Origin of the sequence: Dyadobacter flavalbus, assembly GCF_006149045.1 — a bacterium.
Classification (GTDB): Bacteria; Bacteroidota; Bacteroidia; order Cytophagales; family Spirosomataceae; genus Dyadobacter; species Dyadobacter flavalbus.
The window spans coordinates 109,561-123,258 of sequence record NZ_VBSN01000010.1 but is presented as its reverse complement, the minus strand read 5'-3'; the positions used below and the strand labels follow the sequence as shown (position 1 = coordinate 123,258).

At 44.4% G+C, this 13,698-nt stretch carries 14 protein-coding genes; 10 read left to right on the top strand and 4 right to left on the bottom strand.

The features are described from left to right. The first annotated feature begins 154 nt into the window (after nt 1–154). From galE to FEM33_RS01375, 7 genes are read left to right on the top strand one after another with little or no spacing between them, the layout of a single operon-like run. Nucleotides 155–1,174 carry a UDP-glucose 4-epimerase GalE gene (galE, locus tag FEM33_RS01405; protein ID WP_139010331.1) on the top strand — a complete coding sequence of 340 codons (1,020 nt, stop codon included), beginning with the start codon at nt 155–157 and terminating at the stop codon, nt 1,172–1,174. Continuing rightward, on the top strand, nt 1,171–2,226 hold the full coding sequence (gene rfbB / locus FEM33_RS01400) for a dTDP-glucose 4,6-dehydratase (protein WP_139010330.1): 1,056 nt from the start codon (nt 1,171–1,173) through the stop codon (nt 2,224–2,226). Before galE ends, rfbB begins: the two co-directional genes overlap by 4 nt. 27 nt (nt 2,227–2,253) lie before the next feature. Next, on the top strand, nt 2,254–3,120 hold the full coding sequence (gene rfbA / locus FEM33_RS01395) for a glucose-1-phosphate thymidylyltransferase RfbA (RefSeq protein ID WP_139010329.1): 867 nt from the start codon (nt 2,254–2,256) through the stop codon (nt 3,118–3,120). Nucleotides 3,121–3,162: 42 nt separating this feature from the next. Next, nucleotides 3,163–3,807, top strand: a complete 645-nt coding sequence (locus FEM33_RS01390; RefSeq protein ID WP_139010328.1) for an O-methyltransferase — start codon at nt 3,163–3,165, stop codon at nt 3,805–3,807. A gap of 32 nt (nt 3,808–3,839) precedes the next feature. After that, nucleotides 3,840–6,326: a LysM peptidoglycan-binding domain-containing protein gene (locus FEM33_RS01385; protein WP_139010327.1), complete on the top strand. Its 2,487-nt coding sequence runs from the start codon at nt 3,840–3,842 to the stop codon at nt 6,324–6,326. Between the two features lie 13 nt (nt 6,327–6,339). After that, on the top strand, nt 6,340–6,933 hold the full coding sequence (locus tag FEM33_RS01380) for a DUF3109 family protein (RefSeq protein WP_139010326.1): 594 nt from the start codon (nt 6,340–6,342) through the stop codon (nt 6,931–6,933). Further along, a complete protein-coding gene (locus FEM33_RS01375; protein WP_139010325.1) occupies nt 6,893–7,255 on the top strand; it encodes an MGMT family protein in 363 nt (120 codons plus the stop codon). The genes FEM33_RS01380 and FEM33_RS01375 overlap by 41 nt, the downstream gene beginning before the upstream one ends. Before the next feature lie 49 nt (nt 7,256–7,304). Here the strand turns inward: FEM33_RS01375 and FEM33_RS01370 are convergent, their stop codons facing one another. The 3 genes from FEM33_RS01370 to FEM33_RS01360 all read right to left on the bottom strand — a co-directional run bounded on the left by FEM33_RS01370 (nt 7,305) and on the right by FEM33_RS01360 (nt 10,172). After that, a complete protein-coding gene (locus FEM33_RS01370) occupies nt 7,305–7,700 on the bottom strand; it encodes a hypothetical protein (protein WP_139010324.1) in 396 nt (131 codons plus the stop codon). Between the two features lie 237 nt (nt 7,701–7,937). Next, a complete protein-coding gene (locus FEM33_RS01365; RefSeq protein WP_139010323.1) occupies nt 7,938–8,510 on the bottom strand; it encodes a hypothetical protein in 573 nt (190 codons plus the stop codon). A gap of 186 nt (nt 8,511–8,696) precedes the next feature. Next, a complete protein-coding gene (locus tag FEM33_RS01360; protein ID WP_139010322.1) occupies nt 8,697–10,172 on the bottom strand; it encodes a sodium:solute symporter in 1,476 nt (491 codons plus the stop codon). Between the two features lie 106 nt (nt 10,173–10,278). Between FEM33_RS01360 and FEM33_RS01355 the strand changes: the two genes are divergently transcribed. The 3 genes from FEM33_RS01355 to FEM33_RS01345 all read left to right on the top strand — a co-directional run bounded on the left by FEM33_RS01355 (nt 10,279) and on the right by FEM33_RS01345 (nt 11,998). Beyond that, entirely contained in the window at nt 10,279–10,554 is a 276-nt protein-coding gene (locus FEM33_RS01355; protein WP_139010321.1) for an ATP-dependent Clp protease adaptor ClpS, read from the top strand. Between the two features lie 90 nt (nt 10,555–10,644). After that, the gene (gene recR / locus FEM33_RS01350; RefSeq protein WP_139010320.1) at nt 10,645–11,259 is read left to right on the top strand and encodes a recombination mediator RecR; all 615 of its coding nucleotides are present in this window, start codon (nt 10,645–10,647) and stop codon (nt 11,257–11,259) included. A 28-nt stretch (nt 11,260–11,287) separates the two neighbouring features. Then, nucleotides 11,288–11,998 (top strand): superoxide dismutase, encoded by a 711-nt coding sequence (locus FEM33_RS01345; protein ID WP_139010319.1) that lies wholly within the window; start codon nt 11,288–11,290, stop codon nt 11,996–11,998. Between the two features lie 169 nt (nt 11,999–12,167). On the opposite strand, the gene FEM33_RS01340 is transcribed toward FEM33_RS01345, so the two are convergent. Then, a complete protein-coding gene (locus tag FEM33_RS01340; RefSeq protein ID WP_229214024.1) occupies nt 12,168–13,511 on the bottom strand; it encodes a tetratricopeptide repeat protein in 1,344 nt (447 codons plus the stop codon). Nucleotides 13,512–13,698: the final 187 nt, after the last annotated feature.

Sequence of the window (13,698 nt, the reverse complement as noted above, 5' to 3'; positions counted from 1 at the left end):
ACATCTAATTTTCTGCTCCTGGCCGAAAAAAAATGCATTTCTAAAATAAAGGCATTGTTTGTAAATGTGCTGAAAATTCCGTTTCATTGTACGTTTTGTCCAGTTTTCAGTTAAAATCTATTCTACAACAAATTTTAAATCAAGATCAGACCGTATGAAAATTCTCGTTACCGGAGGAGCTGGATTTATAGGTTCACACACCGTTGTTGCCTTACATGAAGCAGGATTCGAGCCAGTCATTATCGACAATCTTTACAACAGCAATCTGAATGTCCTTGACGGAATCAGGCAGATTACAGGCAAAGATTTTCCGTTTTATGAAATTGACTGCAATGATTCGGAAAAAGTAAGAGCATTGTTTGAAAAGGAAAAGTTCGACGGCGTCATTCATTTTGCTGCGTACAAGGCAGTGGGCGAATCGGTGCAAAAACCGCTGAACTATTACGAAAATAACCTGATTTCCCTGATGGTGCTTCTGCGGGCCATGAAGGAATTCAATGTGCAGAATTTTGTTTTTTCATCGTCCTGCACCGTTTACGGCCAGCCCGAAAAATTGCCGGTAACAGAAAGTACGCCCCGCCAGCCGGCTACGTCGCCATACGGGAATACCAAGGCCATTGCCGAGGATATTATAAGAGATCATGTTTATTCGGCTCCGGGTCTGAAAGCGCTTTCGTTGCGCTACTTCAATCCGATCGGGGCGCATGAATCGGCACTCATCGGCGAACTTCCGAATGGCGTCCCGAGCAATCTGGTTCCTTTTATTACGCAGACTGCCGCCGGGCTTCGTCCGTCCTTAACCGTATTCGGCAGCGATTACGACACACCGGACGGTACTTGCATCCGCGATTTTATCCATGTTGTGGATTTGGCCAATGCACACGTAAAAGCACTTGATTTATTGAAAGAGAAGACTGAAGCCGATCATTATGATGTTTTCAATGTAGGAACAGGCGAAGGCTACACCGTTCTGCAGCTCATCAATACATTTGAAGAAGTAAACGGCGTCAAACTGAACTATACAATCGGGCCGCGGCGCGAAGGCGATGTGGAGAAAATATACGCACAGGCTGACAAGGTAAATAATGTAATGAAATGGCATGCTGAGAAGACAATGGCGGACGCCCTTCGTGATGCATGGAACTGGCAACTAAAAATAACTCCTCAAAAATGAAGAAAATTTTGATAACAGGCGGTGCCGGTTTTATCGGTTCACACGTCGTTCGCCGTTTTGTTAACTTTCATCCTGAATATCATATTTACAACCTGGATGCACTCACTTACGCCGGCAATCTTGAAAATTTGCGGGATATAGAAAATGCTTCCAACTATACTTTCGTAAAAGGCGATATTGTTGATGCGGACTTTATAGACAAGCTCATCAGCGAAAATGACTTTTACGGCATTGTTCACCTTGCTGCAGAAAGCCATGTGGACCGGTCGATTTCCGATCCGATGTCTTTCGTCATGACCAACGTTGTCGGAACGGTCAATCTGCTGAACGCAGCCAGAAAAGCCTGGAAGGACGATCTGCAGGAGCACCGCTTTTACCATGTTTCCACGGATGAAGTTTACGGGGAACTGCATGATCCCGGGACTTTTTTCACCGAAACGACAAAATACGATCCCCGCTCGCCTTACTCGGCTTCCAAAGCTTCATCCGACCATTTTGTAAGGGCTTATCATAATACCTATAAACTGCCGGTTGTCATTTCCAACTGCTCCAACAACTACGGCCCGAATCATTTCCCTGAAAAACTGATCCCGCTGATGATTCACAACATCATTCAGCAAAAGCCGCTTCCTGTTTACGGAAAAGGGGAAAATATCCGGGACTGGCTGTTTGTAGAAGATCATGCCATTGCCATTGATGTTATTTTTCACAAAGGCGCAAATGGCGAAACGTACAACATCGGCGGCCATAACGAATGGAAAAACCTGGACCTTGTGCTGTTGCTATGCAGCATTATGGACCGCAAGCTTGGCCGCGAACAGGGTGAAAATGCAAAACTGATCACTTACGTTACAGACCGTGCAGGGCATGACCTTCGTTATGCAATCGATGCAACGAAATTATCCGAAGAACTGGGCTGGAAGCCGTCCTTGCAATTTGAAGAAGGACTGGAAAGAACTGTCGACTGGTATCTGAATAATCAGGAATGGCTGCATAACGTCACCTCCGGGAATTATCAGAAGTATTATCACGAAATGTATCAGGACAGATAGTTCAATTTTAAATCCTCAATTCAATCTATGAAAGGAATTATTCTTGCCGGAGGTTCCGGAACAAGGCTGCATCCGCTGACGCTGGCGGTAAGCAAACAGCTTATGCCCGTTTATGACAAGCCGATGATTTATTACCCGCTGTCCATTCTTATGCTGGCGGGAATACGTGAAATCCTTATTATTTCCACGCCGCATGATTTGCCACATTTTGAAAAACTGCTTGGAGACGGCAGTCGTCTGGGCTGCACTTTCAGCTATGCCGTTCAGCCAAGTCCGGACGGGCTTGCGCAGGCTTTCATTATCGGTGAAGAATTCATTGGCAATGACAAGGTTGCGCTGATCCTGGGTGATAATATTTTCTATGGTTCAGGGTTGTCGGGACTGCTGCAATCCAACAATGATCCGGACGGCGGCGTTATTTTTGCCTATCAGGTTCATGATCCTGAAAGGTACGGCGTTGTGGAATTTGACAAGCAGAACAATGTCATTTCGATTGAAGAAAAACCGGAAAAGCCAAAATCCAATTACGCCGTTCCGGGCTTGTATTTTTATGATAACGACGTAGTTGAAATTGCCAAAACCATTCCGCCTTCTCACCGCGGTGAGCTTGAAATTACGGATGTAAACCGTGTGTATCTGGAACGCGGCAAACTGAAAGTCGGTGTACTGAACCGCGGAACGGCATGGCTGGATACCGGCACATTTCAGTCACTGATGCAGGCCGGCCAGTTTGTACAGGTCATAGAAGAAAGACAAGGCTTGAAAGTGGGCTGCATAGAGGAGATTGCGTACAGGATGAACTTTATAACTGCAGCCCAATTGCGGGAAATTGCAAAACCGCTAGTAAAAAGCGGATATGGTACCTATCTTGAGCGCATCGTAGCCAATGTCTGACATTTTCCGGCTGCGCTGCATTTAGTTTAGATTACAATTATAATGATGTTTCTGGCCGAGGAAATTGAAGCATATTCCGTCTTGCATACGGAAGAAGAGAGTGAGTTGCTGAAGTCTTTGAATCGTGAGACTCATGCCAACGTTCTTAGCCCCAGAATGTTGTCCGGACATCTTCAGGGAAGATTATTATCCATGATTTCAAGAATGATCCGTCCGGAACGGATTCTTGAAATCGGTACTTATACCGGTTATTCGGCCTTGTGTCTGTGTGAAGGGCTTGCTCCGCAGGGCAAACTGATCACGGTGGACATTAATGAAGAGCTGGAAAATTTCACTCGCCGTTTCTTCGACAAATCTTCCTTCGTCGATAATATTGATTACCGGATTGGCAATGCTATCGATATCATTCCTACCTTAGACGACTCTTTTGATCTCGTTTTTATTGATGCAGACAAAATTAATTACAAGGCTTATTACGACCTTTGTTTTGAAAAGGTACGAAAAGGCGGTTTTTTGATTGCAGACAACGTATTGTGGAGTGGAAAAATCATTATACAGGAAAATACGAAAATAGATAAAGACACGCAGGCGTTATTAGATTTCAACCGGGCAGTTCACGAGGACAAGCGTGTTTCCAACATTTTGTTGCCGGTCCGCGACGGTCTGATGATCCTTCAGAAATTATAATTTACCTATTTCCCAGCCAAGCTTTACATGATATGGCCAGAACTATTATTGAAAACTTCAAAAAAACCACATTTGCATGCCTTTTGCTGCTTGCTGCCATCAGCAATGCCAACGCTCAGAATTATCCTGACATTCCATCAAGCGTTTCATTTGGAGGAATTACAGTAAAATTTGACAGAAGTGCACAGGGAATTATTGAAGAGGATATCAGAAACCTGATGTCCAACAAGAAGTTCTGGGAAGAAAAGCTGGACCGGGCCATTCTTCATTTTCCGATTGTCGAAGGCATATTGATGGATGAAGAAGTCCCGATTGATTTCAAATACCTGGCCGTACAGGAAAGTTCATTCCGACCTGATGTCATTTCCACATCTAATGCAGTTGGTTACTGGCAGTTCAAGCCGGAAACAGCGCGCGAGCTGAATCTGCGTGTTGACAATGATGTCGATGAAAGAAAAAATATCAGTTCTTCGACACATGCAGCGGCATGGTATCTGAAAAGAAACAATCAGCAATTCAATAACTGGGTTACAACGCTTTATTCCTACTATCAGGGCGCCGGCGGTGTTAAAAAAGTAATTCCTGCAAGCTGGGCCTATGCCCGGGAAGTTACATTGTCAGGCAAAACAGACCGGTATGTACTTCGCTTTTTTGCGCATAAGATTGCGCTGGAAGCCGGCATTGAAAGATATAAAACCAGCAACCCGTTTATCCTTATAGAAGCAGTTTACGGCAAAGGCCAATCGCTCGACCAGATTGCGTCTACGCTGGGAATTTCTGTCGTGGAACTTAAAAATTACAATCGCTGGCTGAATGAAGATAAAATTCCCGGCGACAAGGAATACATGGTTACGATTCCCGTACCCGCTGCTCAGATGGCGGCAGTACGCGAGAAACTATCTTTGCCGCCGCAGCAAACTGCCGTAGCTTCTGTTTACGAGGATTCGGGCTATCCGGTCCTGAAAAAATCCGCTTCCCGTTCTTCCAACCCGAATGCACCCGAAAGGTATGAAATCAACGGATTGCCGGGTATAAAAGCCCGTGCCGGCGACAAGCCAAAAACACTTGCACAGGCAGGCGACATCAGAATGCCCAAGTTCATGCGCTATAACGATATGGTTGCTGAAATGCCTTTGATCCCCGGCAAAGTATATTACTTGGCAAGAAAGAATAAAAAAGCATCAACGCCGTTCCATACGGCGCGCCCGGGTGATACGTGGCACAGCGTTTCGCAGCAATATGGCGTCAGATTGGTAAATCTGTTAAAATACAACCGTACAACCAGCCGCAATTATCCGATCGAGACCGGACAGGTTTTGTATCTGACCAAAAAGCGGCCGAAGAAGCAGCCGGTTGAAATCATAGCCCCGCCGCAGCCATCGCCTGCCGTAAAGGATTCTGCCATTGCAGCAAGCAAATCGGCGACTTCAACATCCATTGCATCTTCCGGGACCATTCCTGACAATCCTTCCGGCAGAAAGAAATATACGCCAGTACTGGTGGAAAAAAGTGAAAGCAATGCGCCGGTTAAAACCAATGAGCCAGCTGCAACCACAACAAGGCCTGCAACTGCATCCGCTGCGACCAAACCAGCTGCAGGCAATCCGGGTGAAAATGACAGGGTTGTAATTATCACGCAAGACAATGCTGATGCATCTTTCAAATCGGCCGATGAGGAAAAGCCGGAAGCCAAGTCAACGGTTCCTACCAAGGTGATTACGCCGAATGATACCAGAACCACGACAACTTCTGTTTACCTGAGACAAAGGGCAGCAGCCGAAGCCCGCGAAAAAGCGGCAAGAGAAGCTCAGACAAAAGAAACTGCCGAGACAAAAGCTGCGGCTGAAACAAAAGCTATTGCTGCTGCAAATCCTGCATATCATACGGTTCAGGCCGGCGAGACTTATTTCAGTATTGCCAAAAAATATGATCTATCCATGAAAGAACTTATGGAAATGAACGGCGGTTCAGGTCAGAGGAATCTGGCCAGAGGTCAAAAACTGCTTGTGAGTAAAAACGGTAGCGTAAATACCGCTTCTGCGCGGAATGAAGTCGAGGATAAAGAAGATATGCCTGAAAAAGTGGTAATCAACCGTCCGGAAGCTTCTGCTGCGTTCAAAACCCCGGAAGAAGTAAAAGAAGACAACAGGTCGGCTGCAAGCAGCGGAAGTGAATTTCATACGGTTCAGGTTGGCCAGACTTATTACAGCATTTCAAAATCATACGGACTTACAATTAAAGAATTGCTCGCGTTGAATGATCTGGATGATTATGACAGACTTAAAACCGGGCAGCGCCTGCGTGTCAGAAAAGATACAAGCAGTGATGTCAGAAAAACACAATCATCTTACCAGAACACACCGTCTGCAGGAACCCAGATTCATACGGTTGCAGCAGGTGAATCGCTGTTCCGGATCGCCCAGACTTACCGGACCAGTGTAGAAGACATTAAAAAATTAAACAATATGTCGGGAAACAGTGTTATGGTAGGACAGAAACTAAAGATACCTCAGCAATAGGTATAAATATTATATGATACTGATTGAAAATACCTGCATAAGTGATGATGTAGAAGACCAGTTTTTTGTCTGTAACCTGGACAAATGCAAAGGTGCTTGCTGTGTGGAAGGTGATTCGGGCGCACCGCTGGATGAAGTGGAACTTGCTATTCTGGATCAGATTTATCCGCATGTTGAACCTTACCTTTCGGAAGCGGGAAAAGAAGTAATTGCAAAAGAAGGCACTTACACGACAGACTGGGAAGGAGATTTCGTAACGCCTGTCATCAACGGAAGAGAATGCGCGTATGCCATTTATGACCAGAGAGGCATACTGAAATGCGGCATTGAGGAAGCATTCAATGACGGAAAAATAGATTACAAAAAACCGATTTCCTGTCACCTTTATCCGATCCGGGTAACCAAATACGAGCAATATCACGCGCTGAATTACGACAGATGGGAAATCTGCAGTCCGGCGTGCGGGCTTGGAAAAGAATTAGGTGTTCCGGTATACAAGTTCCTGAAAGAGCCGCTCATCAGGGCCTACGGAACCGATTGGTACGATCAATTAAACCAGGAAATTCATGAACGCCAGGAAGCAAGAGCCAAAGAACAGCAAAGTTGAAAATCCTTTTTTCAGTGACGTTTATGACGTAGTCCGTCAGGTTCCGGAAGGCCGCGCAACGTCGTATGTCGCAATTGCTGCTTATCTCGGCAATAAAAGAGGCGCAAGAATGGTAGGCTGGGCAATGAGCAGAACATATGGAAGACCGGACGTTCCTGCACACCGCGTCGTCAACAAGGAAGGTGAATTAACGGCAAGAGACCTTTTCGAAACGCCGACCACGATGCAGGAAAGGCTTGAAAGCGAAGGCGTGGAAATAAATGATAACAAGATCCGGAACTGGGAAGAACGTTTCTGGGACCCGGAAAAAGAACTGCATTAACGAAAAAGATCTTTATCGGCTGATAAAGATCTTTTTCGTTTTATGAACCTTAATTCAGTGAAATGTACTTATCGTTTTTACTCTGGATTTCTATTGTTTTAACTACTTTTTGCTTGTTGTAAAACAGCTCGAACGTATATTTTCCCTCATTCATGTCATTGAGGTTAAAGACACGGCGGTACTGCGAATCTTTATCATTGTAAACCTCAGAGTAATACAGATGGCCGTTTTTGTCTTTCAGAATAATTTTCAGCTTGTCATCAGAACTTTTATCAACTGAAAGCTTTACTTTATTGCCTTCTGCAAGTTTATACAAGGAGGCCTGAATGGTTTTCCGGCCGGCCGTTTCTTTTTCTTCACTGTTTTTTTTGTCGGTAGTGAATGAAGCCAGGGACAATGTGTACGCTGCAGCGCAAAGGAAGTTTGAGATTAATGAGATTTTCATGGCTATGATTATTTATAATTGAACGATACATCCGCATCGCTGAACTATAAATAAAAAAGGATGTGCCAGAATCCGGTTTTATAAAAACCAGCCCGGCACATCGATAATATAACCTATTGTTTTACAGGTACTTAAATTCAATTTCCCATCATTCCCGGATTAGCAGCCGGCTTTCGCTGATGTTCGGAAGCGAACGTTTGTATTTAAAACCGAACGGTTTGAAACATTGCAGAAAACTCAGATTTTACCTCTGCTTTCATTGGCGATCTTTTTGATCATGGGCAGCTTGCTGGCGGGGATCAGGTGCTTATAGTCCCAAAACGCGGATACGCATACAATTTTCCATTCACCGTTTATTTTTTCCATTAACCTGACCTCTTTGCTGTGATGAAAATTCTTTTCCATTTTATCACTGTTGAACTGGTCCCAGGTCAAATAAGCCACATTATCATCAAAAAACTTGAACTTCATGTTCTTTCTTTCGACGATCGGGTGGCTGGATACGGGTTCGGGATTGTCCGAAATATACTTCCCGATTTGCTTGTTGATGTCCTCCCAGCCTACGTTGGAATCGAATGTGCCGTCGTCGTTGCTCCATGCCTGAAATGCATAATCGGTTTGCGCGTAATTGGATTTCCAGGCGTTATAATCTCTGGCAAAGAATGATCTTGTTTCATTTTCAATCACTGCGGTAATGGCCTTTTTCTCTTTTTCCAGATTGGCTTCGCGGGCAGTTTCTTCTTCCTTGGCCTTGTCTTTACATGACGTGCAAAGAAGTATTCCCAATAAAATAACTGACAATGTTTTCATTTTGTAAAAGTTTAGTTTGTTAAATAATTAACTCAACTTAATCTTTTAATGAACATCCATCATTGGGCGTGAAATCACGTCTTATTTTATCAGAAAGTTAAGATTTTTCTGTATAAATACAAGAAAAATTACTTGGACGGTGTAACCGTTTTCTGTGAAACGATAATTTAAAATACAGGCATAAACCTATTTTACGGGCGAGTATGGAACATATCTTTTCGAGTTGGGATCATGCAGGATCCACAAGCCGACAAATGTAATTAACCCGTTGATGATCAGACGTTCAAAGCCGAATTTGTAACCGTTAAACCATTCGGCGGAATGATCGTTGATGACGTATGTTAGAATCGGTGCAATCACGCAAACCAACGGAACCCAGCGATCTTTAACGGGCCTTTTCAGAAATGCGCCGAAAGAAAACAATCCAAGCAACGGGCCGTAAGTATAGCCGGCCAGATCGAACACAGCCGTAATTACTTCTTTGCTGTTCAATCGGTTAAAGATGAGTATAACAAGATAGAAAACAACCGAAAATCCCACGTGAACCCAGAATTTGATAGTTGAACGCTTTTCTTCCGGCCTTTTTTCGATCTGCATAAAATCAATGCAAAAAGCAGTTGTCAGTGCCGTAAGTGCCGAATCGGAACTGGCGTACGTTGCTGCCGTGATTCCAAGCAGAAAAGTAATGCCCACGACCAGTCCTAAATGGTTCAGCGCCAGCATCGGATAAAAATCATCTGTTTTGGCAGTAACCGGAATACCTTGCGCTTCAGCATATACGTAAAGCAGCGCGCCCAGCGACAAAAACAAAAAATTGACGATCACCAGAACGACTGTAAACCAGAACATATTTTTCTGCGCTTCACCGATGTTTTTACAGGTCAGGTTTTTCTGCATCAGATCCTGATCGAGACCGGTCATTACGATTGCAATGAAAACACCCGCAAAAAACTGCTTGAAAAAGTTCTTCGGATCATTGAAATCCCAGTAGAATATCTTTGAATAGCCGCTGCTCTGGACTGCATCCCATATTCCGCCGAAGCCATCGAGATGAAGTTCACTGGAAACCAGAACAATCGTCAGAATGACCGCAGTAATCAGGAAAAATGTCTGAAGCGTATCGGTAACAATAATGGTTTTCACGCCGCCTTTAAAGGTATAAATCCAGATCAGGAATATCGTAATGGCCACGGCAACTTCAAAAGGGATGCCCAGCGGCCTAAACAAAGCCAGCTGAAGAACCTGCGCAGCCACATAAAGCCGCACCGCCGAGCCGATTGTGCGTGACAGAAGAAAAAAAGCCGAGCCGGTTTTATACGACCAGAAACCGAAACGCTGTTCGAGATACGAATAAATGGAAATCAGATTAAGCCGGTAATAAAGCGGCATCAGCACCGTTCCAATCACCAGATAACCCAGAATATATCCGATCACAACCTGAAAGTAGGAAAACTGGATGTTGGCAACAGCGCCCGGAACGGACACAAACGTGACACCCGACAAAGAAGTACCAATCATACCGAATGCCACAAGGTACCACGGAGACTGCCTGTTCGCTGTAAAGAAAGTATTGGTATCAGCACCTTTTGATGTGTATATAGAAACAGTAATCAGCATCCCGAAGTAAACAACAAGGATGATCAGCGATACATATGGATTCATTAAAGCGGGTATTTATGTATAATACAGGCGGATTAAAAGACACTTAAAACTTCCGAAAATCGCCGTTTTTAATTAGATTTGCTAATCAAACAGAAATTTGGTTGTTATGCAAGCGCTTACAGAAACAGAAGTAGAAATTCTGGATAAAACAGTTGATACTGACATAAAAAGGCTCGTAATATATAATGACGACGTAAATACTTTTGACTGGGTCATAGACACTTTGATAGAAGTTTGCGGTCATACGAATGAGCAGGCCGAGCAGTGCACGCTGATTATCCATCATAAAGGCAAATGTTCCGTAAAGGAAGGCGCATTTGAAGAACTGACAGGAATGCGCAACGAAATCTGCAGAAGAGGCATTTCGGCAGAAATCCATTAGCCTCCATATTAAATAATTGCTGGCGTTTTATTGAACATAAAATGCAGTGATTCAGAACTTACACTTATATCAACACTCTGAACTTTTCACATGAATTATCCCTCACGTCTTATTGAGGATGCCGTAAGTGAAATTTCCCGCCTTCCGGGAATAGGAAAAAAAACAGCTCTGCGCCTGGCGCTGCATTTGCTGAAAAGAGAAGAAGAACAAACTGTGGCTCTTTCGGAAGCATTGCTGAATATGCGCATAAAAACGACGTATTGCGCCAAGTGTCACAACATTGCTGACGATGCACTTTGCAATATATGCAGCAATCCAAAGCGCGATCATTCTATTATCTGCGTTGTAGTTGACACCAGAGACGTGCTGGCCATTGAATCCACTAATCAGTATAAGGGACTTTATCATGTTCTGGGCGGGATCATTTCTCCGCTGGAAGGTATCGGCCCCAGTGATTTGCATATTGATTCCCTGATCAGTCGTATTGAACATCCGGAAGAAAACGAGCCTGTAAAGGAAGTTATTCTGGCATTAAGTCCTACAATGGAAGGCGATACGACGGCATTTTACCTGCAGAAAAAATTAAAACCGGCCGGGATCAAAATGAGTACCATTGCCCGTGGCATTCCTATCGGGGGCGATCTCGAGTATGCGGACGAAATCACGCTCGGACGTAGCATCGTAAGCCGGGTGGCTTATGATTGATTACCAACAATTAACTAATTGCATGATTATGAACAGAACAGATTTTTTGCGTACACTGGCCGGCAGTACTTTTGCAGCCGGAGCACTGGCAAATCAGGTTTTCGCAGATTCAGCTGCATCAATACAGGCCGAAACGGCTCCGTTCAAACAAGCTCCGCTACCTTATGATTTTGGAGCACTGGAACCAAGTATTGATAAAATGACCATGGAAATCCATTACGGAAAACATCATGCAACGTATGTCAAGAACCTGAACGATGCCGTAAAGGGAACCGAATTCGAGAAAAAATCATTGGACGAAATTCTTAAAACGGTCAGCAAGGCGCCGGCTGCCATCCGCAATAATGGCGGTGGACACTGGAACCATTCTTTTTTCTGGGAAGTAATGGGTCCTAAAAAAACGGGCACGCCTTCCGGTGCGGTTGCAGATGCCATTAACGGGCAGTTTGGCTCAATGGACAAGTTCAAGGAAGAATTTGCAAAAGCTGCCACAACACGTTTCGGCTCGGGCTGGGCATGGCTTGTTGCGAAAGACGGCAAACTGGCAATCGGTTCAACGCCTAATCAGGATAATCCTTTAATGGATGTTTCGGATATTAAAGGAACACCTTTGCTGGGGCTGGACGTTTGGGAACACGCCTATTACCTGCATTATCAAAATAAAAGACCGGATTATATCAAAGCGTTCTGGGACGTAGTAAACTGGGACAAAGTGGCTGAAAATATGAAGAAAGCTTAAAAGGAGAAGGGAAAAATGGAGGAAAGGAAGAAGGGATAAAAAAGAACAAAGGGAAATGGATGAAGGATGTATTAACTATTCCTTTGTCCATTTCCCTTTTCTCCTTCAACCCTTTACTCCCATCTTCCCTTTCTCCTTCAATCCTCTCCTCCCTCCTCCTTTCTCCCTTTTAATTACAAAAACTCCCGATTACTTTGTAAGCCTGCTGATAACCGAGTTCTCCGGCTTTGCTGAGGTCCAGGCAGCCGTCGTTGATTTCTCCGAGGCTGTTTTTCAGTATCCCACGCAGATAATATGCTTCCGGATAATCGGATCTTAATTTTATAGAACTTGTAAAATCAAGTACAGCGCCCATTTGGTCTCCGCTTGCAGAACGGATCATGGCACGCGAAAAGTAAGCGGAGGAATAAGTCGGATTCAGCTCCACTGCCCTGGTCAGATCCTCGATTGCACCTTTTGCATCCCCTACTCTGGATTTGTTGACGCCTCGTACAAAATATGCTTCCGAACGTTCGTTCGTCAGGTTTTCCATTTTGATATTTTCCTGAACTTGCTCGCGCAATGCATCCAATGCTTCTCGGCTCAGCTTTCCGGCATATGCCGTTTTTTTAGGATCACCAACGTAAGCATTTTTAAGTTCAATCGCTTTGGTCAGGTCCATAATGGCGCCACGGTGATCATTTAATTTGCCTTTGGAAAAACCTCTTCCGTAATAAGCCTGATAATTGTCCGGGTTTAACTGAATTGTTTTGTCAAAATCAATGATGGCACCCTGAAAATCAGAGACCCTGTTTTTGGCCAGCCCGCGGTTATTATAATATTCACTATCGTTCGGACTCAGTTCAATGGCACGGGTAAAATCGGCAATGGCACCCTGATTATCCCCGAGTTCAAGTTTCGCAAGCCCGCGCCCGGCATAAGCGCCGATACGTTTTGGACTCAATTCAATTACTCTGGTAAAATCCGCCAGACTGCCCGCGTATTCCTGCAGATCCTGCTTGCAGTTTCCTCTTGCATACAATGCGGCAAGTTCGTCCGGATTCAGCGAAAGCGCATGATCCAGATCGATCAGAGCATTCCTGTGTTTCTTAAGCTTGGCATAACTGACGCCGCGATTGTAGTATGCTTTCGGATCTTCCGGATTCAGGTCAATGGCTTTGGTATAATCTTCAACAGCCGAACGAAAATCATCCTGAAGACTTTTGCTTACGCCGCGGCTCTGGTAATACAGCGCCATTTTAGGGTTCAGTTCAATGGCGCGGTCATAATCCTGAACGGCGCCGCGATGGTCTTTCAGATTGGCTTTGGCCAGCCCGCGGTTGAAATAACTCGGCGCGTGGTCCGGATTCATGGAAATAACCGTTGAATATGCCTGCATGGCGCCGTTGAAATCGCCGGTTCCGGCTTTTGTATTTCCTTCTTCAAAATACTCGGCTGCCGAACGCTGGGCAAACACTGAAAAGGGCAAAAGAAATGCACTGAGAGAAATAATGCCGGAAAATAAAACTTTCATGTATGTAAACCTTTTCCTCAAATCACGGATGTTCATATTAATTCTATAAAAGTATTCAAATTCCCAATCAGCATCAAAAAAACAAAAGGGCTATTTTTTGAAAGGATTTTATAAATCCGTTTAGCCGGAATATGGTTACTTTTACCGGATAATAGAATGATTTACCGATTTTTAACATCCGTTACAC

Coding starts and splice junctions, on each gene's coding strand:
- FEM33_RS01365 (WP_139010323.1), bottom strand. CDS start 8,510: ATGAAAACATTGTCAGTTATTTTATTGGGAATACTTCTTTGCACGTCA.
- FEM33_RS01340 (WP_229214024.1), bottom strand. CDS start 13,511: ATGAAAGTTTTATTTTCCGGCATTATTTCTCTCAGTGCATTTCTTTTG.
- rfbA (WP_139010329.1), top strand. CDS start 2,254: ATGAAAGGAATTATTCTTGCCGGAGGTTCCGGAACAAGGCTGCATCCG.
- FEM33_RS01375 (WP_139010325.1), top strand. CDS start 6,893: ATGAACGCCAGGAAGCAAGAGCCAAAGAACAGCAAAGTTGAAAATCCT.
- FEM33_RS01390 (WP_139010328.1), top strand. CDS start 3,163: ATGATGTTTCTGGCCGAGGAAATTGAAGCATATTCCGTCTTGCATACG.
- rfbB (WP_139010330.1), top strand. CDS start 1,171: ATGAAGAAAATTTTGATAACAGGCGGTGCCGGTTTTATCGGTTCACAC.
- FEM33_RS01360 (WP_139010322.1), bottom strand. CDS start 10,172: ATGAATCCATATGTATCGCTGATCATCCTTGTTGTTTACTTCGGGATG.
- galE (WP_139010331.1), top strand. CDS start 155: ATGAAAATTCTCGTTACCGGAGGAGCTGGATTTATAGGTTCACACACC.
- FEM33_RS01385 (WP_139010327.1), top strand. CDS start 3,840: ATGGCCAGAACTATTATTGAAAACTTCAAAAAAACCACATTTGCATGC.
- FEM33_RS01370 (WP_139010324.1), bottom strand. CDS start 7,700: ATGAAAATCTCATTAATCTCAAACTTCCTTTGCGCTGCAGCGTACACA.
- FEM33_RS01345 (WP_139010319.1), top strand. CDS start 11,288: ATGAACAGAACAGATTTTTTGCGTACACTGGCCGGCAGTACTTTTGCA.
- FEM33_RS01380 (WP_139010326.1), top strand. CDS start 6,340: ATGATACTGATTGAAAATACCTGCATAAGTGATGATGTAGAAGACCAG.
- recR (WP_139010320.1), top strand. CDS start 10,645: ATGAATTATCCCTCACGTCTTATTGAGGATGCCGTAAGTGAAATTTCC.
- FEM33_RS01355 (WP_139010321.1), top strand. CDS start 10,279: ATGCAAGCGCTTACAGAAACAGAAGTAGAAATTCTGGATAAAACAGTT.